Origin of the sequence: Streptomyces sp. P13-3-3, assembly GCF_050571355.1 — a bacterium.
Classification (GTDB): domain Bacteria; phylum Actinomycetota; class Actinomycetes; order Streptomycetales; family Streptomycetaceae; genus Streptomyces; species Streptomyces althioticus.
Genome location: NZ_CP192228.1, coordinates 380,955 through 405,786 on the forward strand (window position 1 = coordinate 380,955; position 24,832 = coordinate 405,786).

Sequence of the window (24,832 nt, forward strand, 5' to 3'; positions counted from 1 at the left end):
ACCGTGCCGGCACGGCGGTCAGCGCGTCCGGTCCAGCAGCAGGACCGCCACGTCGTCCGTCAGCTCGCCCCCGTTGAGGTCACGCACCTCGTTCACCGCCGTGCGCAGCAGCTCCTCCCCGCTCAGACCCTCGGAGAGCCTGCGGCGGATCAGGTCCACCATGCCGTCCTGGCCCAGCCGCTCCCCGCTGTCGCCGACGCGGCCCTCGATCAGGCCGTCGGTGTAGAGCATCAGACTCCACTCGGCGCCCAGCTCCACCTGCATCCGCGGCCAGCGGGCGCCGGGCAGCAGCCCGAGGGCGGGGCCGTTGTTGTCGTACGGCAGGAGCCGTGCGGGCATGCCGGGGCGGGCCAGCAGCGGCGACGGGTGGCCGGCCAGGCACAGGCCCGCGCGGCGGCCGTCCGGTGCGATGTCCACCGTGCACAGCGTCGCGAAGATCTCGTCGTCGGGACGCTCGTGCTCCAGCACCTGCTGGAGCGTGCTCAGCAGCTGGTCACCGCACAGCCCGGCCAGGGTCAGCGCCCGCCAGGCGATGCGCAGCTCCACGCCGAGCGCCGCCTCGTCCGGTCCGTGCCCGCAGACGTCGCCGATCATGGCGTGCACGGTGCCGTCGGGTGTGCGGACCACGTCGTAGAAGTCGCCGCCGAGCAGGGCGCGCGAGCGGCCGGGCCGGTAGCGGGCGGCGAACCGCAGCGGGGAGCCGTCCAGCAGCGGCGTCGGCAGCAGACCGCGCTCGAGCCGGCGGTTCTCCTGGGCGCGCAGCCGGCCCTCGGCGAGGCGCCGCTCCGCGGAGTCGGACCGCTTGCGCTCCACCGCGTAGCGGATGGCGCGGCTCAGCAGCCGCCCGTCCAGCTCGTCGCGGACCAGGTAGTCCTGCGCGCCGACCCGCACGGCCTCGGCGCCCCGCTCGGTGTCGTCCGCGCCGGTGAGGGCGAGGACGGCGTGCCGGGGCGCCAGCTCCAGGACGTGCCGGAGGACGGCCAGCTCGTCGCCGTCGTCCGCCCGGCCGGGCGCGGGCAGCGCCAGGTCCAGCAGGATGCAGTGGACGTCGTCGGTCAGCAGCCGCTCGGCCTCGGTGAGGTTGCGGGCGGTGCGGATGCGAATCGGCCGCCCGGCCTGGTCGAGCAGGTCGGGCACGATCGGCGTGCCGCCCGGGTCGTCCTCGATGAGCAGCAGGGTGAGCTGCGCGGGTGTCGTGGTGGTCGTGGTCTTCGCCGGTTCGGTGTCGGACGGGGTGGCCGCGTCGGCGGCCGCCGTCCGGTTCTCGGGCAACTCCTGTGCGGACTCGTTCGGTGCGGCGACCGTTCCCTGACCACCTTCCGCGGCCGGGATCGCTCTCTGCCGCGGTACGGGTGCGGGCATTGTTCCGGGTTCCTTCCCTCCCCCCGAGGGCATGGCGGGGGCGACGGATCTCGGCCCTGTCCCCCGCGTGGGTCGTGCGTGAGCGGGCAGGGGATGCCCCTTCGAACGGGGACCATAGCGGGTGACCGCGCCGCAGCGGAATGGTGTGAACCACGCCGCCCGGCCAACGGCCGCTGTCATATGCCGCGTTTGCTACCGCAGTTGGACAGGCCGGAGATGCTGTGGGGATGACGAACGTCACGTCCACGGGGCGTTGGCCACGAGATCCACGTGCGGTGGGTCACGTGGCCGGTGTCACCGGGACGTTGGGGCCGCGGGAGACCGCCCCCGGGCGTCACTCGGCGGCCGGATCGGGGCGTACGACGCCCAGGATGGGCATCGAACCGGCCCCGGCGAGCGTCACGGTCCGGCCGGGCCGGGGTGCGTGGACCATGACGCCGTCGCCCACGTACATCCCGACGTGGCTGGCGTCGGCCCAGTAGATGATGAGGTCGCCGGGCCGCATGTCCTTGACGTCGACGCGCTTCAGGTGCTGCCACTGCATCTGTGACGTGCGCGGGATGGTCTTCCCCGCGGCCAGCCACGCCTGCGAGGTCAGCCCGGAGCAGTCGAACGTGTTCGGACCCTCCGCGCCCCACTGGTAGGGCTTGCCGATCTGCGCCGTGGCGTACGCCACCGCCTTGCGGCCCTGCGCGGTCGCCTTCGAGGTCACCTCGTCGAGCACGCCGGAGCTCAGCCAGGTGGCCTGGGCGCGGGCGGCGGCCTGCCGCTCCAGCCGGGCCAGCCGCTCCTTCTCCTCCTGCTCGAGCTCGGCCTCCAGCTTCTCGGCCGCCTCGATCTGCCTCTCGATCCGCTTCTGCGCGGCGGCCTTGACCTTGCGGCCCGCCTCCAGCTTCCGCATCTGCTCCCGGGCGTCCTCGGCGTACTCCTCCAAGTCCCGCTGGGTGCGCGTCATCTCGCCGAGCAGGCCCTTGGTCGCGTGCTGCTCCTGCCGGACGCGGCCGGCGCCGTCCAGGAAGTCCTGCGGGTCGTCGCTCAGGACCAGGCGCGCCTCGGGAGGCAGTCCGCCGCCCCGGTACTGCGCGGCCGCCGCGGCGCCCGCGCGGTTCTTGAGGTCGTCCAGCTTCTCCCGGCCCTCGACGATCTTCTTCGCCAGCCGCACGACCTGGGCGGTCTGCTGCCGGGCCTTCTCCTCCGCCGCGTTGTACTCGTCGGTGGCCTTGGCCGCCGCACGGTAGAGCTTCTCGAGCTTCTTGCGGACGGCCTCGAGCTCGACGTCGCTGGTGACCACGGTGACGCTGGCCGTCGCGCCCGGGTCGGGGCTCGCCGTCGCGCCCGGATCGGGCGGGGGAGTGGGCGCCGCGAACGCCGTACCGGGCACGGCCAGTACGGTCACCGCGCAGACCACGGTCACGGCCGCCGTCAGCACTCCGCGCTTGCCTGCCCCCATGCGTGCACCCCCGCCTGGTTAATCGTCAGTAACTTTTCGTGTCCGGGGGGATGCTGCCATCAATGAGCGAGAAACGACAGGGGGTGTGGACAATGCCCCTTCCGTCCCGCTGGTCCCCGTTGGACCGTCGTTCCGGCCGGTGTGACGAACGGCCTGGGGAGATCGTTCCCGGCCGCTACAAGTGGAGGTAGGGCCTCCGGTGGTCTCACCACCCGAGCGGCGCCAACGCCTCCCACCGCACGGTGACTTCGCCCTGCCGCCACCGCGCCGGGCCGTCCGTCACCGGCCAGTCGGCCGTGAGGGCCCGCACGGTCCGGATCCAGCGCTGGCGCGCCCCGTACGAGGCGTAGGGCGCGGCGGCGGCCCAGGCGCGGTCGAAGTCGCGCAGGAAGGCGTGCACCGGCTCGCCGGGGACGTTGCGGTGGATGAGCGCCTTGGGGAGCCGCTCGGCCAGGTCGGAGGGGCGTTCCAGGGAGCCGAGCCGGGTCGCGAAGGTGACCGTGCGCGGGCCCTCGGGACCGAGCGCGACCCACACGTGCCGGCGTCCGACCTCGTCGCAGGTGCCCTCGACCAGCAGCCCGCCGCGTGAGCCGGTCGCCGGGTCGGCCGGGGCGAGCCGCGCGCACAGCCGCCGCCACACGCCGGCGACCTCCCCCTCGTCGTACTGGCGCAGCACGTTCGCCGCGCGGACCAGCACCGGGCTGCCCGGCACCGGGATCTCGAAGCCGCCGCGCAGGAACACCAGCCCCTCCCGCTCGTACGGCCGTGCCGAGGCGACCCGGGCCGGGTCGATCTCCACACCCGCCACCCGGGTGCGCGGCGCCGCCGTGCGCAGCCGGTGCAGCAGTTCGAGCGCGGTCCAGGGCGCCGCGCCGTAGCCGAGGTCGACGGCGAGGGGGTCGGCGGCGCGGCGCAGCTCGGCGCCGTGCGCGGCCGCGATCCAGCGGTCCATGCGGCGCAGCCGGTTGGGGTTGGTGGTGCCGCGCGTCACCGTGCCCACGGGGGTGGAGGCGGGACGCGGTGTCATGAGGACGAGGGTACGGGGGTACCCGTCCCCGGATCGCGGCGCGTGCGCCGCCACGGGCACGCACCCCACAGTCGAACGGTTGAGCTAGTCCAGGCCAAGATTCGGTAAAGACCGCCACCGACGGCGTCCCGCGGAAATGGGAACGCAATCGTCCGACGTTGACGTCGCCGAGGGTCGTACGCCCTCTCCCAGACGTGCACGCAGCGAGGAGGAACGCCACGTGAGCCAGTACATCGCGAGGCTCGGGCGGCGCTCCCCCGCCGTACCGCCGCGGCTGCGGCTGCACCGCAGGCCACGCCGCGTGGCGATGCTCTCCGTGCACACCTCACCGCTGCACCAGCCGGGCACCGGCGACGCGGGCGGCATGAACGTCTACATCGTCGAGCTGGCCCAGCGGCTCGCCGCGATCAACATCGAGGTGGAGATCTTCACCCGGGCCACCACGGCCGCCCTCCCGCCCGTCGTCGAGCTGGCGCCCGGCGTCCTCGTCCGGCACGTCGACGCGGGCCCCTACGAGGGACTGGCCAAGGAGGACCTGCCCGCCCAGCTGTGCGCCTTCACCCACGGCGTGATGCAGGCCTGGGCCGGACACCGTCCCGGCCACTACGACCTGGTCCACTCCCACTACTGGCTCTCCGGCCACGTGGGCTGGCTGGCCGCCCAGCGCTGGGGCGTCCCCCTGGTGCACGCCATGCACACCATGGCCAAGGTCAAGAACGCCAACCTCGCCGACGGCGACACGCCCGAGCCCGCCGCCCGCGTGATCGGCGAGACCCAGATCGTCGCCGCCGCGGACCGGCTCATCGCCAACACCACCGAGGAGGCCGGCGAGCTCGTCCACCACTACGCCGCCGACCCCGCCAAGGTCGCCGTCGTCCACCCCGGGGTGAACCTCGGCCGCTTCCGCCCCGCCGACGGCCGCGCCGCCGCCCGCGCCCGCCTGGGTCTGCCCCAGGACGCGCTGATCCCGCTCTTCGCCGGCCGCATCCAGCCCCTCAAGGCCCCCGACGTGCTGCTGCGCGCGGTCGCCGAGCTGCTCGCCGACCGGCCCGAGCTGCGCTCCCGCGTCTGCGTCCCCGTCGTCGGCGGCCCCAGCGGCAGCGGCCTCGCCAAGCCGGAAGGGCTGCAGAAGCTCGCCGCGCGGCTCGGCATCGCCGACGTCGTCCACTTCCACCCGCCGGTCGGGCAGGAGGAGCTCGCGGACTGGTTCCGCGCCGCGTCCGTGCTGGTCATGCCGTCGTACAGCGAGTCGTTCGGGCTGGTCGCCATAGAGGCGCAGGCGTCCGGCACCCCGGTGCTCGCCGCGGCGGTCGGCGGCCTCCCGGTCGCCGTGCGCGACGAGGAGACCGGCTTCCTGATCGAGGGCCACGACCCGGCCGCGTACGCGCGCGTCCTGCGCGACCTCGCCGACCGGCCGGAGCTCGCCGCGCGCATGGGTGAGGCCGCCGCCCGGCACGCCCAGTCCTTCGGCTGGGACACCGCGGCCGCCGCCACGGCCGACGTGTACACGGCCGCGACCCACGCCCACCGCCGTCACGTACGCTCCCACCATGGCTGACACGGAAGCGGAGCAGCGGGCGGCACAGATCGTCGAGGGCGTGCTGAAGGACGCCGAGCTGGAATGGGAGAGCCCGGCCCCCGGGACCTACGTGGTGAAACTCCCCGGCACCCGCAAGCTGTCCACGACGGTCTCCCTGATCGTCGGCCGGCACACCCTGTCCCTCAACGCCTTCGTCATCCGCCACCCCGACGAGAACGAGGCCGGCGTCCACCGCTGGCTCCTGGAGCGCAACCTCAAGCTGTTCGGCGTGAGTTACGCCGTCGACCCGCTCGGCGACATCTACGTCACCGGCCGCCTGCCGTTGCCCGCGATCACCCCCGAGGAACTCGACCGGCTGCTCGGGCAGGTCCTGGAGGCCGCCGACGGCAGCTTCAACACCCTGCTGGAGCTGGGCTTCGCCTCCGCGATCCGCAAGGAGTACGCCTGGCGGGTCTCGCGCGGCGAGTCCACCCGCAACCTGGACGCCTTCACCCATCTGCTGCAGCGGCCTTCGGAGGGCTGACTCCGCGCGTCGTGTGACCGTACGACGACGGGGTCCGAACTGGCGTGCGGAAGCGGGCTGTTAGCCTGCCGCGATCCGGACCTCGGACACAGGGGTCCCATGCATGAAGAGGACGTGCATGCGCACTGGCAGATCCGCCCTGGCGGCGGTGCTCGGCGGAACGATCGCCCTCGGGGCGCTGACCGCTCAGCCCGCCCAGGCCGCCGACACCGGCATCAAGGTGTCGAAGGCGGTCGTGAACAAGGGCAAGCCCATCGTGGTGGGCACCACCGAGACGAAGTACCCGACGGTCAGCTTCCGGGTGACCTGGCCCGCCGGGCACACCATCAGCACCGCGTCGGCCATGCCGTTCATGTACCACGGCACGACGGCGGTCAAGGCCTTCGAGGGCCCGGGCAACCAGGTCTTCCTGCACGACATGATCACGTGCAACGAGGACGGCTCGCGCGCCGCGAACTGCGAGGGCAGGCTGCGCATCCGGCCCCGCGAGAACCTCGACTCGGCCGCGGACGCCACGACGTGGAAGCTGGCGTTCGTCGCCCTCCTGGACGTGAAGGGCAAGACCAGGCACGAGTACCTGAACAGCTCGGCCACCCTCCAGGTCAAGCGCGCCGCCCGGGCCACGGTCAACGCCTCGCCCGAGCCGGTGGTCAAGAACAGGACGCTCACCGTCACGGGCAAGCTGACGCGCGCCGACTGGGCGAAGCGCGCCTACTCCGCCTACGGAGGCAAGGCGGCCCGGCTCGAGTTCCGCAAGGCGGGCACCACCACCTGGAAGGCGGTCAGGACGGTGCGGGCGAACTCCGCCGGGTCCCTGAGGACCACGGTGAAGGCGACCGCGGACGGCTCCTGGCGCTGGATGTTCGGCCAGACGACCACGACCGGCGGGGCGACGTCGGCCGCGGACTACGTCGACGTGAGGTGACGCGCACGCCGTCGGGGGTTCGCGCGTGCGGACCCTCGACGGCGCGCTTTCTCACGGGCGTTCCGCGCTCCTGTACCGCCCCGGAGTGACCCCCACCAGCCGGCGGAAGTGCCGGGTCAGGTGGGCCTGGTCGTAGAACCCGGCGGCGGCCGCGACGTCGCCCGGCGGCCACCCCTCCAGCAGCAGCCGCCGCGCCCTCCCGACCCGCCTGGACATCAGGTACTGGTGGGGCGGGATGCCGTACGCGGTGCTGAACGCCCGTACCAGATGGGCGGGATGGGCCGACAGCTCGGCGCCCGCCTCCGCCAGGGTGAGCCCGTCGGGCACCCGCGCGTCGAGCAACTCCCGCAGCCGCCGCGCCAGTACGGGGTCGGGGCGGCGGGGCGCGGCCGGCTCACGCGACTCCAGATGGTCCCGCAGCCGCTCCCCGACCAGCGTCAGCCGGCTCTCCGCCTCCAGTTCGTCCCCCGGCCGCACCAGCGCGGAGTGCACCTGCCCGACGCGCCGGCGCAGCAGCGGATCGCGAAGGTCGGGGCGGTCCACGGCGGCCCCGATCAGATCGTCGCCGAGCCGGCTGGAGTCCAGGTACAGCACCCGCTTGCGGAAGCCCTCGGCCGTGGCCGGCTCGCCGTTGTGCGGGACGTGCGGCGGCAGCAGGGTCACGGTGTCGTCCGGGGTGCCGTGCTCGTGCCGGTCCAGGTCGTACCGCACGGCACCGGAGTCGACGATCAGCAGCGTCCAGGCGTCGTGGACGTGCATCGGATAGGCGTACTCGGTGAAGCGGGCGTGGAACACCTCGACGACACCAGGGACGGAGGGCCGCCAGGCGGAGACCGTCGCCGGGGTGGGAGCTGCCGTGGAGGGCATGCAAACAACGTACAAGACCCGGGACGGCCCGGGGCGGCAGTCTCACGGCATGAGCACGAGCACCCGTTTCGACACGAAGATCGCCGTCCTGCTGCGTGAGGACCTGGAGCCCTGGCAGCGCCTCAACGTCACCGCGTTCCTGGTCAGCGGCCTGGGCACCCAGCTCCCCGACCTGATCGGGCAGCCGTACGAGGACGCGGACGGCGTGCCGTACCTGCCGATGTTCCGCCAGCCGGTGCTGGTCTTCCAGGGCGCCAAGGAGGTCCTGGGGGCGGCCCACGAACGCGCCCTCTCCCGTGCCCTGCCGCGCGCGGTCTTCACCTCCGACCTCTTCGCCACCGGCCACGACGACGCCAACCGCGCGGCGGTCCGGGCCGTGGGTACGTCGGACCTGGACCTGGTGGGTCTCGCGGTGCACGGCCCGCGCAACGCGGTGGACAAGGTGCTGAAGGGGGCGCGGATGCATCCGTGAGGGGGGACGCGGCGATGCGCCGCGTACGCTTTTTGCGTGCCCGCACCCCGTCTCAACCGTGTCGCCGTCCTGGTGCTCGAGGGCGCGAAGCCGCTCGACGTCGGGATCCCCGCGCAGGTCTTCACGACCCGCGCGAGCATGCCGTACGAGGTGCGGGTGTGCGGGGCCGCGCCGGGCCTGGTGACCGGCGGGGACGGTCTCGCGTACGCCGTCTCGCACGGTCTCGACGCACTGGAGTGGGCCGACGTCGTCTTCGTGCCCGGCTACCGCTTCCCGGACCGGGAGGATCCGCCGCCGGCCGTCGTGGACGCGCTGGTCGCCGCGCACGAGCGGGGAGCGCGGCTCGCCGCGATCTCGACGGGGGCGTTCGCGCTGGCCGCCACCGGCCTGCTGGACGGGCGGCGCGCCACCACGCACTGGCACTACACACGCGCCCTCATGGCCCGGTACCCGCGGATCAAGGTCGACGAGAACGTGCTGTTCGTCGACGAGGGCAGCGTGCTCACCTCGGCGGGCGCCGCCTCCGGCATCGACCTGTGCCTGCACATCCTGCGCGGCGATCTCGGGGTGGCCGCGTCCAACCACGCGGCCCGGCGCCTGGTCGCGGCGCCGTACCGCAGCGGGGGCCAGGCCCAGTACGTGCCGCGCAGCGTGCCCGAGCCGCTGGGGGAGCGGTTCGCGGCGACGCGGGAGTGGGCGCTGCACCGGCTGGGTGATCCGCTCACCCTGGAGGTGCTGGCGCGGCAGGCGGGGGTGTCGCCGCGGACGTTCTCCCGGCGGTTCGTGGAGGAGACCGGCTACACGCCCATGCAGTGGGTGATGCGCGCCCGCGTCGACCTGGCCCGCGAGCTGCTGGAACGCTCCCAGCGCAGCGTCGAGCAGATCGCCGCCGACACCGGGCTCGGCACCGGCGCGAATCTGCGGCTGCACTTCCAGCGGATCCTCGGGACGACGCCGAGCGAGTACCGGCGTACGTTCACGCGCGGCGAGTGAAGCGCGTCCGCGCGCACTGGCAGGATCCTTGTGAACCATGGCGATCCCGCCACTGTCCGCGGTGCCCACGGCGCGCGAGCCTGGAGAGCGAGAGGAAGGGACACCACTCATGACTCGCATCGCCATCAACGGATTCGGCCGCATCGGACGCAACGTGCTCCGAGCCCTGCTGGAGCGGGACACCGCCCTGGAGGTCGTCGCCGTCAACGACCTGACCCAGCCGGCCGCCCTCGCGCGGCTGCTTGCCTTCGACAGCACCTCCGGCCGCCTCGGACGCCCGGTGAGCGTCGACGGCGACACCCTCGTCGTGGACGGCCGCCGGATCAAGGTGCTGGCCGAGCGCGAACCCGCGCAGCTGCCCTGGGCCGAGCTGGACGTCGACCTCGTCCTGGAGGCCACCGGCCGCTTCACCTCGGCCAAGGCCGCCCGCGCCCACCTCGACGCGGGTGCGCGCAAGGTACTGGTCAGCGCGCCCTCGGACGGCGCGGACGTGACGCTGGCGTACGGCGTGAACACGGACGCGTACGACGCGGAGCTGCACACGATCGTCTCCAACGCGTCCTGCACCACCAACGCGCTCGCGCCGCTCGCGGCCGTCCTCGACGACCTGGCCGGCATCGAGCACGGGTTCATGACGACCGTGCACGCCTACACGCAGGAGCAGAACCTCCAGGACGGCCCGCACCGCGACCCGCGCCGCGCCCGTGCCGCCGGCGTCAACATCGTGCCGACCACGACCGGCGCCGCGAAGGCGATCGGCCTGGTGCTGCCGAACCTCGACGGCAAGCTGTCCGGCGACTCGATCCGCGTGCCGGTGCCGGTGGGGTCGATCGTCGAGCTGAACACGACGGTCTCCCGTGACGTGACGCGCGAGGACGTGCTGGCCGCGTACCGCACGGCCGCGGAGGGCCCGCTGGCCGGCGTCCTCGAGTACTCGGAGGACCCGCTGGTCTCCTCGGACATCACCGGCAACCCGGCGTCGTCCATCTTCGACTCGGCCCTCACCCGCGTCGACGGCCGCCACGTCAAGGTGGTCGCCTGGTACGACAACGAGTGGGGCTTCTCCAACCGGGTCATCGACACGCTGGAGTTGCTGGCGCGGGGTTGAGCACCCGCCGGTGGCGAGGCGTGGCACATGGTGGCACGCCTCGCCACCGTCGCCGTATGCGCGCCCAGCCGGACATCACGCAGCGGGACCTGCGGAACCGGTCCCGGGAGATCATGGATGCCGTGGAAGGCGGTCAGTCCTTCACGGTCACCCGCGACGGTCATCCGGTCGGGCGGCTCGTTCCGCTGCGCAGGCGTCCTCGCTTCGTCTCCCGCCGGGAGTTCGCCGCGATGTCCAAGGCGGCTTCGGACAGCGACACCGACACCTTCCGCACCGACCAGGACGCCACGGCGGACACCTGCGTGGACGACCCGTATGCCCGCTGAGCGCACGACGTACGAGGTGACCCCATCTCCCTCGGTGCCTCGGCCCCCGCCTCTACCGGCTGCATCTGCGCGGCGGTGATCAGCACGGTCCGCGAGCCGCGCCGTCGGATCGCCGAGCTGATGATCGCCTCGATCGCCCTGCCGAGGACCCGCCGCACGAGCGTTGAGGCGCCGGACGGTACAGCCTGCTGTACCGCGGAAACGGGTGCCTCCCGGCGCGACGGTGAACGTTCTGCTTCCTAGCGTGGACACCACGGAACCGACACCCGAACCCCCGCCAGGAGCAGACACCATGACGACCACCCACCCCAAGGCGTCCGACAACTCCGCGACCCACACGGCCCTGTGGGCCCTCGTGGCCGTGAGCGGCGTGGCGAACCTCGTCTCGTCCGTCGCCCAGGCGCCCCTCGTCGTGAACCTGGCCACCGGCCTGGTCACCCTCGCCGCCCTGACGACCCTGGGCGCCCGCCACCTTCGGGCCCGGCGCACGCGCGTCTGACCTGGAAGGTTGCGGTACGTGAACGGGCGGGCGCCCGTCAGACCTCCCTGCCGGGATTACGGCGCACGATGCGCAGCCCGCACGCATCCTGCTGCCGGACGTTGCTGTCCGAGGCCACGTGGAGGGGTACGGCGAACAGCATCCAGCCCAGACCGTAGATCCAACGGCGTGCCAGTGCGGGCAGTTGAGGCCGTCCGCCGTCGGTGTCCCGCACCACCCGCAGGCCGGCGGCCAGCTTGCACAGGCTCCGCTGCGTGGCCCAGGTCACGAGGACGTGGTTGACCAAGGACGCGGCGAGGGCACCGCCCAGGCCGGCCATCCATGGTGTGGGCGAGCCCGGGGACACGCTTGCCGCGACTGCGATCACGAGTCCGGCCAGCAGGCCGAACACTCCGTCGACCAGCACGGCGCACAGACGACGCCCCTCGGACGCTGCGGCTTCCGGAGGAGCGATGTGTGCGGGACCCTCGATCATGCGGCTCAGCGTATGTGCCGCTACGCCCCGAACTCCCTCCACCGTCCTTCGGAGATCACCTCGACCGTGCCGTCGACGACCTTGACGGCCGTCTGCTCGTCGATGGCGTAGGACGGGACGCCGAGGCCCGCGGCCCAGCGTTCCGCGTCGGCCATGGTGTTCTCCGGGAACGCGTCCAGGTGCGGGAAGATCGAGAAGTCGACGACTCCCAGGGTGCGGTCGTCCGGGGCGGAGGGCCACTCGACGAAGTACGTGCCGATACGAGGTGTCATCACCATGCTTCCGGCGCTCACACCCACCCAGACCATGTCCTGCATGGACGGCAGCAGGTCCGCCAGCCCGGATTCCCGCATCCAGTGACACAGGTAGGTCGCGTCGCCGCCGTCGACCAGGAGTACGTCGGCGTCCCGGACCCAGGGGATCCAGCGGTCCGTGCCGATGGTCGGCAGGGCGGTGAGTTCGAGGATGCCGAGCGTCCCCCATCCCAGGCCAGTCAGGTGCTGCCCCAACGGCTCCGCGGCCGCGAGGCCCCGCACGGATGCCGGACCGCACATCGGGTGACCCCACTGTGCCGTCGGGATGCAGAGGGCGCGGCACTCGTCGATCGGCTTGCCGAGGAGCTGCACGAGCGCCGACCGGATGCTCGGGTTCGTGACGCCGCCCGACGTGAGCAGGAGCTTCAAGGTGCCTCCAGGTACGCGCGGAAGATGGACGCACCTGAGGACTCCGGACCGTGCCGGAACTCATCGCGGTTCCGAGAGAGTGTTGCTGCCGCTTGCCAGTGGCGATGGCAGGATCGCCGTGCCGGCGTGCCGTGTCGAGGAGGGGCCGAGGTGCCGTCCACCGAGCTGAAGCACTCGTTCGAGATCGCCGCGCCGCCGGAGGAGGTCTTCGCGCACCTGGCCGAACCGTCGCACTACGTCGGCCTGTCGCCGCTCGTCGTCGCCGTCCGTGACGTGCGGCGCGACGGCGGCACCGTGACCTACACGGCCGTGGAGCGTTTCCGTCTCCTGGGTGTCCTGCGGCACGACAACCTCATCGACGCCACGCTCGTCGCCGTCCCGGACGGCCTCCCGGACTCCGCCGAGGTCTTCGGGGAGGTCCGTAGCCCCGCTCGTGTCCGCATGAGCTACCGCTTCGTCATCGACCGCCACGGGACCGGCAGCGCCGTCACCGACACCCTGCACCTGCGGACGCCCCTGGGCCTGCTGCGCTTCGCCGCCTCCCAGGCAAGAGCGGTCCAGCAGGCCCGGGCCCGCGTCCTGACGGACCGCCTGACCCGCCCTGCCTGACGGCCCGAAGACGGCCCAGGGCATGAGAAGAGCCCCCTCCCGCAAGGAAGGGGGCTCACTCGTGGGCGCTTACTTCTTCTTGCCCTGGTTCTTCACAGCCTCGATCGCCGCCGCGGCCGCCTCAGGGTCGAGGTACGTGCCGCCCGGGGTGACCGGCTTGAAGTCGGCGTCGAGTTCGTAGTACAGGGGGATGCCCGTCGGGATGTTGAGGCCCGCGATGTCGGCGTCCGAGATGCCGTCCAGGTGCTTGACCAGCGCGCGGAGGCTGTTGCCGTGGGCGGCGATCAGGACCGTGCGGCCGGACAGGAGGTCCGGGACGACCGAGTCGAACCAGTACGGCAGCATGCGGACGACGACGTCCTTCAGGCACTCCGTCTGCGGACGCAGCTCCGGCGGGAGGGTCGCGTAGCGCGGGTCGGAGAACTGGGAGTACTCGGCGTCGCGGTCCAGCGCCGGCGGCGGGGTGTCGTAGGAGCGGCGCCACAGCATGAACTGCTCCTCGCCGAACTCCGCGAGCGTCTGCGCCTTGTCCTTGCCCTGGAGGGCCCCGTAGTGACGCTCGTTCAGGCGCCAGCTGCGGCTGACCGGGATCCACAGGCGGTCCGCGGCCTCCAGCGCGAGCTGGGCCGTGCGGATCGCGCGCTTCTGGAGCGAGGTGTGGAGCACGTCGGGCAGCAGGCCGGCTTCCTTGAGCAGCTCGCCGCCGCGCGTCGCCTCCTTCTCGCCCTTCGCGGTGAGGTTGACGTCCACCCAGCCGGTGAACAGGTTCTTCTCGTTCCACTCGCTCTCGCCGTGGCGGAGGAGGATCAGCTTGTACGGTGCGTCGGCCATGTGCCCGAGCGTAATCGACGCCCCGCGGGGCCCGCGCGCCCTGCCCGCCTGGCGGACGGTTGACGGTATCTGTTAATCGAGTGGCCGCCGCCCTGCCCGCTTTCGTAAGTTGTGATGGCTGCTTCAGCCACTTACACGTCATCCCGGGCCGCGCCCGGACGCCAGGGGGAGCCACCCATGTCAGTCACCGGAGTCAGACGTGCCCTGAGCGAGTCCGTCTCAGGGCTTCCCCGCGCCTTCTGGTGGCTGTGGGCCAGCACCCTGGTCAACCGGCTCGGCGCCTTCGTCGCCACCTTCATGGCGCTCTACCTCACCCTCGACCGCGGCTACTCCGCCTCCTACGCCGGTCTCGTCGTCGCGCTGCACGGGCTCGGCGGGGTGATCTCCTCTCTCGGCGCCGGCGTCATGACCGACCGGCTCGGGCGGCGGCCCACCCTGCTCGTCGCCCAGACCGCGACCGCGCTGTCCGTCGCCCTGCTCGGCTTCGTCCACGACCCCGTCGCCATCGCGGCCGTCGCCTTCCTCGTCGGCATGGCGTCCAGCGCCTCCCGGCCCGCCGTGCAGGCGATGATGGCGGACATCGTGCGGCCGGAGGACCGTATCCGGGCCTTCTCCCTCAACTACTGGGCGATCAACCTCGGTTTCGCGATCTCCTCCGTGGGCGCCGGCTTCATCGCCGAGGTCAGCTACCTCGCCGGCTTCCTCATCGAGGCCGCGATGACCCTCCTCTGCGCGGTGCTCGTCTTCGTGAAGCTACCCGAGTCCCGCCCCGAGCGGCGGACCGCCGAGCCGGGCGCGGCGGAGGAGGACTCCGTCTCCCTCGGGACCGTGCTGCGCGACGGCCGGTTCATGGGCGTCGTCGGGCTGTCCTTCCTCGTCGCCGTCGTCTTCCAGCAGGGCTACCTGGGCCTCCCGGTCGCCATGGGCGAGGCCGGCTTCACGCCCGCCGACTTCGGCATGGCCATCGCCGTCAACGGCGTCCTGATCGTCGTGCTCCAGCTGCCCGTGACCCGCCTGATCGAACACCGCGACCCGCGCCGGATGCTCGTCGTGTCCTCGCTGCTCGCCGGATACGGCTTCGGGCTCACCGCCTTCGCCGGGTCGGTCGGCGTCTTCGCCCTCACCGTCTGCGTGTGGACGCTCGCCGAGATCGTCAACGCGCCCGTCCAGACCGGGCTGGTCGTACGGCTCTCCCCGGTGCACGGCCGCGGGCGCTACCAGGGCGTCTACACCTCGTCCTGGGCGGTCGCCGCCCTCGTCGCCCCGCTGCTGTCCGGCTTCGTCATCGACCGTTGGGGCGCCGCCTGGCTGTGGGGGACCTGCGCCGTCGTCGGCACGGTCGCCGCCCTCGGGTACGGGCTGCTCATGCGCCGGCTTCCGGAGGACTCGGGCACCGGTACCGGCACCGAGCCCGTGAAGCCGTCGCCCCAGTCTCCCCAGGCCCGCCAGTCTCCCCAGGCCCCCCAGTCCGCACAGCCCGCCGAGCAGACCGTCTAGCCGCCCGCACGCCGCAGGCCCCGCCCGCCGTCACCGGTGGGCGGGGCCCACGTACGTCCGTCATCTCATCCGCACTGGCACGGGCTGCCCGACTGGCACCCGCAGCCGCACCCCGAACCGCAGCCGCAGGCGGCGATCAGGGTGAGGTTCCTGACCTCGGCGGGTTGCTCCGTCTCGCGCTCCTGCGTGGGGTCGGGCGTCGTGCCGGGGGATTCGGCCATGGGTCCCTCCTCGGGCTGGGGCCTGCGCACACCTGCTCCCCATTGCACGCCCGCCCGGCCGGGCGCATCAACGGCGCATCGGGGGCGGCGGAAGCTCACCCGCGCCCCCGATCGACACCCGCACGCCGTACCAAGACGGCCGGACGCCGTACCAAGACGGCCGGACGCCCGTGCCTGGACGGCCGCCCGCCGTACCAAGACAGCCGCACGCCGTGACAAGACGGCTCAGCCGCCCTCCACCCCCTGCACCGGCGCGATCTCCGGCTGCAGGTCCGCCTGGATCTCGTCCGCGTGCTCGCCGGTGACCAGGTACACCACCCGCTTGGCCACCGACACCGCGTGGTCCGCGAACCGCTCGTAGTAGCGGCCCAGCAGCGTGACGTCCACCGCCGTCTCGATGCCGTGCTTCCAGCGGTCGTCCATCAGGTGCTGGAAGAGGGTGCGGTGCAGCAGGTCCATCGCGTCGTCGTCCTGCTCCAGCTGGAGCGCCAGGTCGACGTCCTTGGTGATGATCACCTCGGCCGCCTTCGCCATCAGGCGCTGGGCGAGCTGGCCCATCTCCAGGATCGTGGCGTGCAGGTCCCGCGGCACCCCGCGCTCGGGGTAGCGCAGCCGCGCCAGCTTCGCCACGTGCTGGGCGAGGTCGCCGGAGCGCTCCAGGTCCGCGGACATCCGCAGCGAGGTGACGACGATCCGCAGGTCGGTCGCCACCGGCTGCTGCCGGGCCAGCAGGGCGATCGCCCGCGCCTCCAGGTCGTGCTGCAGTTCGTCGACCTTCTGGTCGGCCTCGATCACGCTCTCCGCGAGCTTCAGATCGGCGTCGAGGATGGCGGTCGTGGCGCGCCCGATCGCCGATCCGACCAGCCGGGCCATCTCCACCAGACCGTCGCCGATCGAATCCAGTTCCTCGTGGTACGCGTCCCGCATCGGAATTCCTCTCGTGCGTCTCTGTCCGGGCTGTCCGGGTCCGGGCTCCGAGGGCCTTGGGTCCCACCCACGCCCCACCCACGCTCCCACGTTCCGTCCGCCACGCGTCCGGTTCCGTCACCTCGCGTGAACCGGTACTGGCCTGTAGGTGAACTCTGGGCGACGAGTGTCCGAGGTCGCCCGCCGAGCGCTGTGGGCAGCGCTCGCGCCATGCCTAACCTGGACGCATGGACGTGAACGCGGCGGTCGCCGCAGCGGCTGCGATCGCCGGACTGCTCACCGGCGTCATCGCCATGCTGGCGTTCCGCGTCAGCGAACGCGAACAGCGGCGCCCCACCCGCACCTCGCTGCACACCGACGCCGTGCTCCCGCCCGGCGTCGACACCGTCCTCTCCGTGCTGCGCTCGTCCGCCGTGGTCCTCGACGAGAACGACGGCGTGGTGAAGGCCAGCTCGGCCGCGTACGCCCTCGGACTGGTCCGCGGCGGCAAGCTCGCCGTGGAGCCGATGCTGAAGATGGCCCGCGACACCCGGCGGGACGGTGAGATACGGCAGGTCGAGCTGGACCTGCCCCGCCGGGGGACCGGGCGCGGCGAGGCCCTCGCGGTGTCCGCGCGGGTGGCGCCGCTCGGCTCCCGGCTGGTGCTGCTGCTGGTGGAGGACCTCACCGAGGCCCGCCGCATCGAGGCGGTACGGCGCGACTTCGTCGCCAACGTCAGCCACGAGCTCAAGACCCCCGTCGGGGCGCTGTCCCTGCTGTCCGAGGCCGTGATGGACGCCTCCGACGACCCCGAGGCCGTGGAGCGGTTCGCGGGGCGCATGCAGATCGAGGCGACCCGGCTGACCAACCTGGTGCAGGAGCTGATCGACCTCTCCCGCGTGCAGAACGACGACCCGCTGGAGGACGCCGAGCCGGTCCCGGTCGACGAACTGGTCGCCGAGGCCATCGACCGCTGCCGGCACCAGGCGGGCACCAAGGAGATCACCATGGCCGCCGCGGGCGCCGCCGACCTGCGGGTCTGGGGCAACCGCGGCCAGCTCGCCGCCGCGCTCGGCAACCTCGTCGAGAACGCGGTCAACTACTCGCCCGCCCGCACCCGCGTGGGCATCGCGGTCCGTTCGGTCGCGCAGCCCGGCGGGGACCTGATCGAGATCGCCGTGACCGACCAGGGCATCGGCATCTCCGACAAGGACAAGGAGCGCGTCTTCGAGCGCTTCTACCGCGTCGACCCCGCCCGCTCCCGTGCCACCGGCGGCACGGGGCTGGGCCTCGCGATCGTGAAACACGTGGCCGCCTCGCACGGCGGGGAGGTCACGGTGTGGAGCGCCGAGGGCCAGGGCTCCACCTTCACCCTGCGGCTTCCCGAGGCCCGTGCGGCCCGCGGCCGCCGGCCGTCCGAGCGGGACGACTCCGAGGGCCTCGACGGCGAGGCCGGAGGGACGTCCCACCCCTCCCCCCACTCGTCCGATCCATCCGCGTACGCAACGCTTCCCTCCCCGGAGGTCCTTCCGTGACCCGAGTGCTCGTCGTCGAGGACGAGGAGTCCTTCTCCGACGCCCTGTCGTACATGCTCCGCAAGGAGGGCTTCGAGGTCGCCGTCGCGACCACGGGGCCCGACGGACTCGACGAGTTCGACCGCAACGGAGCCGACCTCGTCCTCCTCGACCTGATGCTGCCCGGGCTCCCGGGCACCGAGGTGTGCCGCCAGCTGCGCAACCGCTCCAACGTCCCCGTGATCATGGTGACCGCCAAGGACAGCGAGATCGACAAGGTGGTCGGCCTGGAGATAGGCGCCGACGACTACGTCACCAAGCCGTTCTCCTCGCGCGAGCTGGTCGCGCGGATCCGCGCGGTGCTGCGCCGGCGCGGCGAGCCCGAGGAGACCGCCCCGGCGGCCCTGGAGGCCGGCCCGGTGCGGATGGACGTCGACCGGCACGTGGTGACCGTCGGCGGCACCAAGATCGACCTGCCGCTGAAGGAGTTCGACCTGCTGGAGATGCTCCTGCGCAACGCGGGCCGGGTGCTGACCCGGATGCAGCTCATCGACCGGGTGTGGGGCGCGGACTACGTGGGGGACACCAAGACCCTCGACGTCCACGTGAAGCGACTGCGCGCCAAGATCGAGCCGGACCCGGGCGCGCCCCGCTACCTGGTGACCGTGCGCGGCCTGGGCTACAAGTTCGAGCCGTAGGCCGCGGGCCGCGGACGAGCGGGCCGGTACGGCGGCCGTACGGGACGGCCGTACGACGCGAAGGGCGGGACCCCGGTGGGGTCCCGCCCTTCGGCGTGCGGTGCGGTGGGTCCGGTCAGTTGCCGGACGTCTCCTGGCTCGCGGAGGCCGCGTCCGAGGGGGTGCCCTCCGGGGCGCCCGTGCTGGTGGGCTCGTCGCCGGAGGTCTCCTCGCCGGAGGCGTTCTCGCCCTCGCCCGTGGCCTCCTCGCCCGGCTCGCCGGAGGCGTTCGCCGACGGGGACGCGGAGGCGCCCGTGGCGGGGGCCTCGCTCGGGCCCCAGCTCTCGAAGAAGTGCTCGGCCGGGAAGACGAGCGCGCGCAGGGTCACCTCACCGGTCTCGCTGAAGGTGAAGGTGATCTCCTGGGCGTTGCCGTCCTGGACGGCCTCACGGCTGCTGGGCAGCACGGCCGAGGCGTTGCCCTCGCCGCCGAGGATCAGGCTGCCGCCGGCCGGGACGACCAGGTCGCCGCCCTCGGCGGGGGACAGCTCGGCGGTCTTGCCGGTGCCGGGCACGGTGACCGACTCCAGCGTCTGGTCCTTGTCGCCCGAGTTGAACAGGGTGGCGGAGACGGCGGCCGGGCCGGTCGACTCCAGGTCGGGCTGGGTGATGACGGTGGCGTTCTGCACCTGGATGTCGCCGACCGTCGTCGACGCGTTGTCCGGCTGGATCTGCAGGGTCTGGGCGTTGTTGCCGGCCGCGCACGCGGAGAGCGAGGCGAGGGAGATTGCGATGGCGGCGGCGGCGAGGGCGCCGCGTCGAAGGCTGCTGCTCACGGCGGCGGCAACTCCTTGACTCGAGCGTGTGTGGCGACCGGGTAAAGCCGCCCTAAGTGTCTGTCAGCGGCCTCAGGTTACCGAGCCTCCCGCAGGCTGCTGCACCCGACCCTCCCCACGCCTACCCAGGTCGTGCCCGTGAGGCGTGCCCGCGCCGGGGATGTCACCCGATCACCACCCGACTCCCGCGGCCCGCGCCACAGCGGCCGCACCGGCCACAAGTGACCCGCGAGTAAACATCCGCCACTTCTGCCCTACGCGTCCCTTCATTCACGTGGGTGCGCATTTCGGTGAAGGAATGAGGGGGATCCCGGTTAATTGATCACCGGCCGCCGATCCTCACACCGTGTGATCAATTCCGGATTCGACCGGAACCGGCTCGGCTCACCGAACGGAGTAGCGGAAGTCGCACTTCTGGAACCGGACATTTGGGGCTGTTCGACCGCTCGTGTGGAGCTCCGGAAGGGTGTAACGTGCGCGTTTCACTTGCCCCGGAGAGCCGCTCCGACCTGCGAATACCTGCTTCCGCTAGGCGGCCGAAGCACGTTCCTGTTGCGCTTGTCAAGCCCCGAGAATGGCCCTGACCTGCGAAAACGCCATTCAGAAGACGCCGTATCCGTGTTACCCTGGATAGCCACGGAAGGGGTACCTGTCACATGACGTTCAAGGTTGGCGACACCGTGGTCTATCCCCATCATGGGGCCGCGCTGATCGAGGCAATCGAAACTCGCCAGATCAAAGGCGTGGACAAGACCTACTTGGTGCTGAAGGTCGCCCAGGGTGACCTGACGGTACGTGTGCCAGCGGACAATGCGGAGTTCGTCGGCGTGCGTGATGTGGTCGGTCAGGACGGGCTGGACCGGGTCTTCGAGGTGCTGCGCGCGCCGTACGCCGAGGAGCCCACGAACTGGTCCCGTCGGTACAAGGCAAATCTCGAGAAGCTCGCCTCGGGCGATGTCATCAAGGTCGCGGAAGTCGTGCGTGACCTGTGGCGCCGGGAGCGGGAGCGCGGTCTCTCCGCCGGTGAGAAGCGCATGCTCGCGAAGGCGCGTCAGATTCTGGTCAGCGAGCTGGCCCTCGCCGAGAACACCAACGAGGACAAGGCCGAGGCCCTGCTCGACGAGGTTCTCGCCTCCTGAGTTCTCCGAGTCGTGGCTCCGCCCGTCGCGTGCCGTCACGCCGGCCGTCGGAGCAGCACTCAGAGCACTCAGCGCATCGAAATGCCGCGGTGCCCGATGACGTCCAGGACGTCGCCGGGCGCTGCGGCATGTTCGTACCCGGACACCTTACGTAGGCTGCACGTGCGCCGAGACTGGGAATGTGTCGTCACTCACGTCCCACCCCTGGCGTGCCGGGCCCGGGCGGTCGGCTCGACCAGAGTCACGGAAGGGGCTGGTCAAGGCGGAACGCCCGGCACTTCCCCGCTCACGGGAGCGGGGCACGCCCAGGCCATACCCACGTAGGCCGAGCCCACAAACCTGACAGGAACCGATGTCTGACGATCCGCTCCCGCCGTCCTCGCCGACCCCCGCACCCGGCCGTCCGACGGTCCGGACGGCCGCCGTCATCCCGGCCGCCGGCCGGGGTGTGCGGCTCGGCCCCGGAGCCCCGAAGGCGCTGCGCGCGCTCGGAGGCACACCCATGCTGGTCCACGCCGTGCGGGCGATGGCCGACTCCCGCGCCGTCTCCCTGGTCGTCGTGGTGGCGCCGCCCGACGGAGCCGGCGAGGTCACGTCGCTGCTCGACGCGCACGCGCTGCCCGAGCGGACCGACGTCCTCGTCGTCCCCGGCGGGGAGAGCCGCCAGGAGTCCGTGAAGCTCGGCCTGGACGCGCTGCCCGAGGGCTACGACATCGTCCTGGTCCACGACGCGGCCCGCCCGCTCGTCCCGGTGGACACCGTCGACGCGGTCGTCGAGGCCGTACGCGACGGAGCACCCGCCGTCGTCCCCGCGCTGCCGCTGGCCGACACCGTCAAGCAGGTCGAGCCGGCCGCCGCCCCCGGCGAGCCCGAGCCCGTGGTCGCCACCCCCGACCGCTCCACGCTGCGCGCCGTCCAGACCCCGCAGGGCTTCGACCGGGCCACGCTGGTCCGCGCCCACGGAACCGTGACGGACGACGTCACCGACGACGCCAGCATGGTCGAGCAGCTCGGCCTCACCGTCGTGACCGTCCCCGGGCACGAGGAGGCCTTCAAGGTCACCCGCCCCCTCGACCTGGTCCTCGCCGAGGCGGTCCTGGCGCGCAGGAGGCTCAACGATGGCTTCTGAGCCGTACCCCCTGCCGCAGGTCGGCATCGGCACCGACATCCACGCCTTCGAGGACGGCCGCGAGCTGTGGTGCGCCGGCCTGAAGTGGGAGGGTGAGGGCCCCGGGCTCGCCGGCCACTCCGACGCGGACGTCGTCGCGCACGCCGCCTGCAACGCCCTGTTCTCCGCCGCGGGCCTCGGCGACCTCGGACAGCACTTCGGCACCGGCCGCCCCGAGTGGTCCGGCGCCTCCGGCGTCACCCTCCTCACCGAGGCCGCGCGCATCGTCCGCGAGGCGGGCTTCCGCATCGGCAACGTCGCCGTCCAGGTCGTCGGCCCCCGCCCCAAGATCGGCAAGCGCCGTGAGGAGGCCCAAAAGATCCTCTCCGAGGCGGCGGGCGCCCCGGTCTCGGTCTCGGGAGCCACGACGGACGGCCTGGGCTTCCCGGGCAGGGAAGAGGGCCTGATGGCAGTGGCAACAGCGCTGGTGGTCAGAACAGGGTGAGCGTCCACGCCCCGAAGGGGCGCGGGGAACTGCGCGACAAGCCCCCACCGGGCCCGCACGTGACATGCCGCCCCGAAACCGCCGGAGGCACACCGCACACCCCCGCGCCTACTACCCTGGTGTCGTGACTATTCGCCTGTACGACACCAGCGCCCGGCAGATCCGTGACTTCACCCCGCTCCGGCAGGGCTGCGTCTCGATCTACCTGTGTGGTGCCACCGTGCAGGCGGCGCCCCACATCGGCCACATCCGCTCGGGCCTGAACTTCGACATCATGCGCCGCTGGTTCGAGTACCGCGGCCTGGACGTGACGTTCATCCGCAACGTCACGGACATCGACGACAAGATCATCGCCAAGTCCGCCGAGCAGGGCCGCCCCTGGTGGGCCATCGGGTACGAGAACGAGCGCGCCTTCAGCGACGGCTACCGCGCGCTCGGCTGCCTCCCCCCGACGTACGAGCCGCGCGCCACCGGCCACATCACCGAGATGGTCGAGATGATGCGCGGCCTGATCGAGCGCGGGTACGCCTACGAGGCCGACGGCAACGTGTACTTCGCCGTGACGTCGTTCCCCGACTACCTCGAGCTGTCCAACCAGGAGCTGGACAACCTGCTCCAGCCGTCCGGCGACGGCGAGACCGGCAAGCGGGACCCGCGCGACTTCGCGATGTGGAAGGCGGCCAAGCCGGGCGAGCCGAGCTGGGAGACGCCGTGGGGACGCGGGCGCCCGGGCTGGCACCTGGAGTGCTCGGCGATGGCGCACAAGTACCTCGGCGCCGCCTTCGACATCCACGGCGGCGGCCTGGACCTGATCTTCCCGCACCACGAGAACGAGATCGCCCAGGCCAAGGCCTACGGCGACGAGTTCGCCCGGTACTGGGTGCACAACGCCTGGGTCACCATGAGCGGCGAGAAGATGTCGAAGTCGCTCGGCAACTCGGTGTTGGTCAGCGAGATGGTCAAGCGCTGGCGGCCCATCGTGCTCCGCTACTACCTGGGCACCCCGCACTACCGGTCGATGATCGAGTACAGCGAGGAGGCCCTGCGCGAGGCCGAGTCCGCGTTCGCGCGGATCGAGGGCTTCGTGCAGCGCGTGGTGGAGAAGGCCGGCGGGGCCGTCGAGCCCGCCGCCGAGGTGCCGCCCGCGTTCGCCGAGGCGATGGACGACGACCTGGGCGTCCCGCAGGCGCTCGCCGTCGTGCACACGGCGGTCCGGCAGGGCAACAGCGCGCTGGCCGCCGACGACAAGGAGGAGGCGGTCGCCCGCCTCGCCGAGGTCCGCGCCATGCTCGGCGTGCTCGGACTCGACCCGCTGGACCCGCACTGGGCCGGCGACGACGGCCGCGGGGACGACCTGCACGGCGTCGTCGACACCCTGGTCCGCATGGTCCTCGACCAGCGCGAGGCCGCCCGGGCCCGCAAGGACTGGCCCACCGCGGACGCCATCCGCGACCAGCTCAACCAGTCCGGGCTGGCCATCGAGGACGGCCCGCAGGGACCGCGCTGGAGCCTCGGCCCCCGCTGAGGCGCCGCCGCGTGTCCCGACCGCGGTCGGCCGCGGAACCGCCGTGGACCGGCCCGCGGACCCGGTCCGGGGCCTCCCGGTCCCGGCCGCGCGCAAGATCGAGTGTGCTGTCCGGGCCGCCGGGCGGCACACTGCACAGGCACACCCACGAACACGGGAGCGCCCACCCACGTGGGCGCACTCCCACGACTTCACGGAGACGGATACCTCATGGCCGCGAACAACCGCCGCATGTCCGGCAAGAAGGGCGCGCAGGTCGGCAGTGGCGGCCAGCGACGCCGGGGTCTGGAAGGCAAGGGCCCGACCCCGCCCGCCGAGATGCGCAAGGGGCACGCCAAGCAGCGCGCCGCCCAGGCGAAGGCCCGGCGCGCCCAGGGCCGCACCACCCAGCGGCGCGGCGGCCGGTCCGCCTCCGAGCTGGTCGTCGGCCGCAACCCGGTCGTCGAGGCGCTGCGCGGGGGCGTGCCCGCCTCCACGCTGTACGTCCAGCAGTTCATCGACAACGACGAGCGGGTGCGTGAGGCGCTCCAGCTCGCGGCCGACCGCGGCGGGATCAACCTCATGGAGGCGCCCCGCCCCGAGCTCGACCGCATGACCAACGGCCTCAACCACCAGGGCCTGGTCCTCCAGGTCCCGCCGTACGAGTACGCGCACCCCGAGGACCTGGTCGCCGCCGCGCACGACGAGGGCGAGGACCCGCTGATCGTCGCGCTCGACGGGGTCACCGACCCGCGCAACCTCGGCGCGGTCGTCCGGTCCGTCTCCGCGTTCGGCGGGCACGGCGTGCTCGTGCCGGAGCGGCGGGCGGCCGGGATGACCGCCGGCGCGTGGAAGACGTCCGCGGGCACCGCCGCGCGGACGCCCGTCGCCCGCGCGACGAACCTGACGCGGGCGCTGGAGGCGTACAAGAAGGCGGGTGTCCTCGTCGTCGGTCTCGCCGCCGACGGGGAGGCCGAGCTGGGCGACGTCGAGGCGCTGGACGGGCCGGTCGTGATCGTCGTCGGCAGCGAGGGCAAGGGCCTGTCGCGGCTGGTCGGCGAGACCTGCGACGTGCGGGTGCGGATCTCGATGCCGGGCGGCGCGGAGTCGCTCAACGCCGGTGTGGCCGCGGGCATCGTGCTGTACGAGGCGGCGCGCCGCCGTAGCTGAACGGGTGTGCGACTCCGTCACCCACTTGGTGGATTCCGGAGGGTCCGGACCGGCTTGACGCGGTCC

The 24,832-nt window shown here is 72.5% G+C and carries 27 protein-coding genes; 17 read left to right on the plus strand and 10 right to left on the minus strand.

Annotated elements, in window-relative coordinates; genetic code table 11:
- Positions 1 to 18: 18 nt before the first annotated feature.
- The 3 genes from ACQZOG_RS01825 to ACQZOG_RS01835 form a co-directional block, all read right to left on the minus strand.
- On the minus strand, positions 19 to 1,362 hold the full coding sequence (locus tag ACQZOG_RS01825; protein WP_037640353.1) for a PP2C family protein-serine/threonine phosphatase: 1,344 nt from the start codon (positions 1,360 to 1,362) through the stop codon (positions 19 to 21).
- A gap of 334 nt (positions 1,363 to 1,696) precedes the next feature.
- Positions 1,697 to 2,812: a C40 family peptidase gene (locus ACQZOG_RS01830; protein WP_191883284.1), complete on the minus strand. Its 1,116-nt coding sequence runs from the start codon at positions 2,810 to 2,812 to the stop codon at positions 1,697 to 1,699.
- 205 nt (positions 2,813 to 3,017) lie between these two features.
- A complete protein-coding gene (locus tag ACQZOG_RS01835) occupies positions 3,018 to 3,839 on the minus strand; it encodes a class I SAM-dependent methyltransferase (RefSeq protein ID WP_261675231.1) in 822 nt (273 codons plus the stop codon).
- Positions 3,840 to 4,059: 220 nt separating this feature from the next.
- Here ACQZOG_RS01835 and mshA point away from each other — a divergent pair, with 220 nt between their 5' ends.
- The 3 genes from mshA (at position 4,060) to ACQZOG_RS01850 (ending at position 6,827) form a co-directional block, all read left to right on the plus strand.
- Complete coding sequence (mshA, locus tag ACQZOG_RS01840) at positions 4,060 to 5,397, plus strand: D-inositol-3-phosphate glycosyltransferase (RefSeq protein ID WP_033276072.1); 1,338 nt, start codon at positions 4,060 to 4,062, stop codon at positions 5,395 to 5,397.
- Positions 5,390 to 5,902, plus strand: a complete 513-nt coding sequence (locus ACQZOG_RS01845; protein WP_033276073.1) for a YbjN domain-containing protein — start codon at positions 5,390 to 5,392, stop codon at positions 5,900 to 5,902. The genes mshA and ACQZOG_RS01845 overlap by 8 nt, the downstream gene beginning before the upstream one ends.
- A gap of 118 nt (positions 5,903 to 6,020) precedes the next feature.
- A complete protein-coding gene (locus ACQZOG_RS01850; RefSeq protein WP_430741217.1) occupies positions 6,021 to 6,827 on the plus strand; it encodes a hypothetical protein in 807 nt (268 codons plus the stop codon).
- A 51-nt stretch (positions 6,828 to 6,878) separates the two neighbouring features.
- Here ACQZOG_RS01850 and ACQZOG_RS01855 read toward each other — a convergent pair whose 3' ends face one another.
- Positions 6,879 to 7,694, minus strand: a complete 816-nt coding sequence (locus tag ACQZOG_RS01855; protein WP_430741218.1) for an AraC family transcriptional regulator — start codon at positions 7,692 to 7,694, stop codon at positions 6,879 to 6,881.
- 49 nt (positions 7,695 to 7,743) lie between these two features.
- On the opposite strand from ACQZOG_RS01855, the gene ACQZOG_RS01860 reads away from it, so the two are divergent.
- The 5 genes from ACQZOG_RS01860 to ACQZOG_RS01880 all read left to right on the plus strand — a co-directional run bounded on the left by ACQZOG_RS01860 (position 7,744) and on the right by ACQZOG_RS01880 (position 11,092).
- Positions 7,744 to 8,166, plus strand: coding sequence for a DUF2000 domain-containing protein (locus ACQZOG_RS01860; protein ID WP_033276076.1), 423 nt, complete (start codon positions 7,744 to 7,746; stop codon positions 8,164 to 8,166).
- A 36-nt stretch (positions 8,167 to 8,202) separates the two neighbouring features.
- On the plus strand, positions 8,203 to 9,159 hold the full coding sequence (locus ACQZOG_RS01865) for a GlxA family transcriptional regulator (protein WP_058916553.1): 957 nt from the start codon (positions 8,203 to 8,205) through the stop codon (positions 9,157 to 9,159).
- A gap of 109 nt (positions 9,160 to 9,268) precedes the next feature.
- On the plus strand, positions 9,269 to 10,267 hold the full coding sequence (gene gap, locus ACQZOG_RS01870) for a type I glyceraldehyde-3-phosphate dehydrogenase (protein ID WP_193467612.1): 999 nt from the start codon (positions 9,269 to 9,271) through the stop codon (positions 10,265 to 10,267).
- A 56-nt stretch (positions 10,268 to 10,323) separates the two neighbouring features.
- Positions 10,324 to 10,593, plus strand: coding sequence for a type II toxin-antitoxin system Phd/YefM family antitoxin (locus ACQZOG_RS01875; protein ID WP_033276079.1), 270 nt, complete (start codon positions 10,324 to 10,326; stop codon positions 10,591 to 10,593).
- Positions 10,594 to 10,885: 292 nt separating this feature from the next.
- The gene (locus ACQZOG_RS01880; protein ID WP_058916555.1) at positions 10,886 to 11,092 is read left to right on the plus strand and encodes a hypothetical protein; all 207 of its coding nucleotides are present in this window, start codon (positions 10,886 to 10,888) and stop codon (positions 11,090 to 11,092) included.
- Positions 11,093 to 11,129: 37 nt separating this feature from the next.
- On the opposite strand, the gene ACQZOG_RS01885 is transcribed toward ACQZOG_RS01880, so the two are convergent.
- Both ACQZOG_RS01885 and ACQZOG_RS01890 read right to left on the minus strand, forming a co-directional pair.
- Positions 11,130 to 11,567, minus strand: coding sequence for an RDD family protein (locus tag ACQZOG_RS01885; protein ID WP_193454930.1), 438 nt, complete (start codon positions 11,565 to 11,567; stop codon positions 11,130 to 11,132).
- A gap of 20 nt (positions 11,568 to 11,587) precedes the next feature.
- The gene (locus tag ACQZOG_RS01890; protein WP_430741219.1) at positions 11,588 to 12,250 is read right to left on the minus strand and encodes a Type 1 glutamine amidotransferase-like domain-containing protein; all 663 of its coding nucleotides are present in this window, start codon (positions 12,248 to 12,250) and stop codon (positions 11,588 to 11,590) included.
- A 150-nt stretch (positions 12,251 to 12,400) separates the two neighbouring features.
- Here ACQZOG_RS01890 and ACQZOG_RS01895 point away from each other — a divergent pair, with 150 nt between their 5' ends.
- The gene (locus ACQZOG_RS01895) at positions 12,401 to 12,859 is read left to right on the plus strand and encodes an SRPBCC family protein (RefSeq protein ID WP_193454932.1); all 459 of its coding nucleotides are present in this window, start codon (positions 12,401 to 12,403) and stop codon (positions 12,857 to 12,859) included.
- A 69-nt stretch (positions 12,860 to 12,928) separates the two neighbouring features.
- On the opposite strand, the gene ACQZOG_RS01900 is transcribed toward ACQZOG_RS01895, so the two are convergent.
- A complete protein-coding gene (locus ACQZOG_RS01900) occupies positions 12,929 to 13,690 on the minus strand; it encodes a phosphoglyceromutase (RefSeq protein ID WP_033276088.1) in 762 nt (253 codons plus the stop codon).
- Between the two features lie 177 nt (positions 13,691 to 13,867).
- On the opposite strand from ACQZOG_RS01900, the gene ACQZOG_RS01905 reads away from it, so the two are divergent.
- Complete coding sequence (locus ACQZOG_RS01905; RefSeq protein WP_033276089.1) at positions 13,868 to 15,187, plus strand: MDR family MFS transporter; 1,320 nt, start codon at positions 13,868 to 13,870, stop codon at positions 15,185 to 15,187.
- A 65-nt stretch (positions 15,188 to 15,252) separates the two neighbouring features.
- Here ACQZOG_RS01905 and ACQZOG_RS01910 read toward each other — a convergent pair whose 3' ends face one another.
- Together ACQZOG_RS01910 and phoU are read right to left on the minus strand one after the other, a co-directional pair.
- Positions 15,253 to 15,408: a hypothetical protein gene (locus tag ACQZOG_RS01910; RefSeq protein ID WP_006133908.1), complete on the minus strand. Its 156-nt coding sequence runs from the start codon at positions 15,406 to 15,408 to the stop codon at positions 15,253 to 15,255.
- 225 nt (positions 15,409 to 15,633) lie between these two features.
- Positions 15,634 to 16,335: a phosphate signaling complex protein PhoU gene (gene phoU, locus ACQZOG_RS01915; RefSeq protein ID WP_033276090.1), complete on the minus strand. Its 702-nt coding sequence runs from the start codon at positions 16,333 to 16,335 to the stop codon at positions 15,634 to 15,636.
- A gap of 227 nt (positions 16,336 to 16,562) precedes the next feature.
- Here phoU and ACQZOG_RS01920 point away from each other — a divergent pair, with 227 nt between their 5' ends.
- Together ACQZOG_RS01920 and ACQZOG_RS01925 are read left to right on the plus strand one after the other, a co-directional pair.
- Positions 16,563 to 17,849, plus strand: a complete 1,287-nt coding sequence (locus ACQZOG_RS01920; RefSeq protein ID WP_033276091.1) for a sensor histidine kinase — start codon at positions 16,563 to 16,565, stop codon at positions 17,847 to 17,849.
- Entirely contained in the window at positions 17,846 to 18,526 is a 681-nt protein-coding gene (locus ACQZOG_RS01925) for a response regulator transcription factor (RefSeq protein ID WP_033276092.1), read from the plus strand. Before ACQZOG_RS01920 ends, ACQZOG_RS01925 begins: the two co-directional genes overlap by 4 nt.
- Positions 18,527 to 18,641: 115 nt before the next feature.
- Here ACQZOG_RS01925 and ACQZOG_RS01930 read toward each other — a convergent pair whose 3' ends face one another.
- Positions 18,642 to 19,340 (minus strand): copper chaperone PCu(A)C, encoded by a 699-nt coding sequence (locus ACQZOG_RS01930; RefSeq protein WP_037640322.1) that lies wholly within the window; start codon positions 19,338 to 19,340, stop codon positions 18,642 to 18,644.
- Between the two features lie 656 nt (positions 19,341 to 19,996).
- On the opposite strand from ACQZOG_RS01930, the gene ACQZOG_RS01935 reads away from it, so the two are divergent.
- From ACQZOG_RS01935 to rlmB, 5 genes are all read left to right on the plus strand, one after another.
- Complete coding sequence (locus tag ACQZOG_RS01935; protein ID WP_003953493.1) at positions 19,997 to 20,479, plus strand: CarD family transcriptional regulator; 483 nt, start codon at positions 19,997 to 19,999, stop codon at positions 20,477 to 20,479.
- Between the two features lie 352 nt (positions 20,480 to 20,831).
- Positions 20,832 to 21,608, plus strand: a complete 777-nt coding sequence (gene ispD / locus ACQZOG_RS01940; protein ID WP_033276094.1) for a 2-C-methyl-D-erythritol 4-phosphate cytidylyltransferase — start codon at positions 20,832 to 20,834, stop codon at positions 21,606 to 21,608.
- Positions 21,598 to 22,092: a 2-C-methyl-D-erythritol 2,4-cyclodiphosphate synthase gene (gene ispF, locus ACQZOG_RS01945; protein WP_203550583.1), complete on the plus strand. Its 495-nt coding sequence runs from the start codon at positions 21,598 to 21,600 to the stop codon at positions 22,090 to 22,092. The genes ispD and ispF overlap by 11 nt, the downstream gene beginning before the upstream one ends.
- A 124-nt stretch (positions 22,093 to 22,216) precedes the next feature.
- Positions 22,217 to 23,617: a cysteine--tRNA ligase gene (gene cysS / locus ACQZOG_RS01950; RefSeq protein WP_037640315.1), complete on the plus strand. Its 1,401-nt coding sequence runs from the start codon at positions 22,217 to 22,219 to the stop codon at positions 23,615 to 23,617.
- A 210-nt stretch (positions 23,618 to 23,827) separates the two neighbouring features.
- A complete protein-coding gene (gene rlmB / locus ACQZOG_RS01955; protein ID WP_058916558.1) occupies positions 23,828 to 24,766 on the plus strand; it encodes a 23S rRNA (guanosine(2251)-2'-O)-methyltransferase RlmB in 939 nt (312 codons plus the stop codon).
- Positions 24,767 to 24,832: the final 66 nt, after the last annotated feature.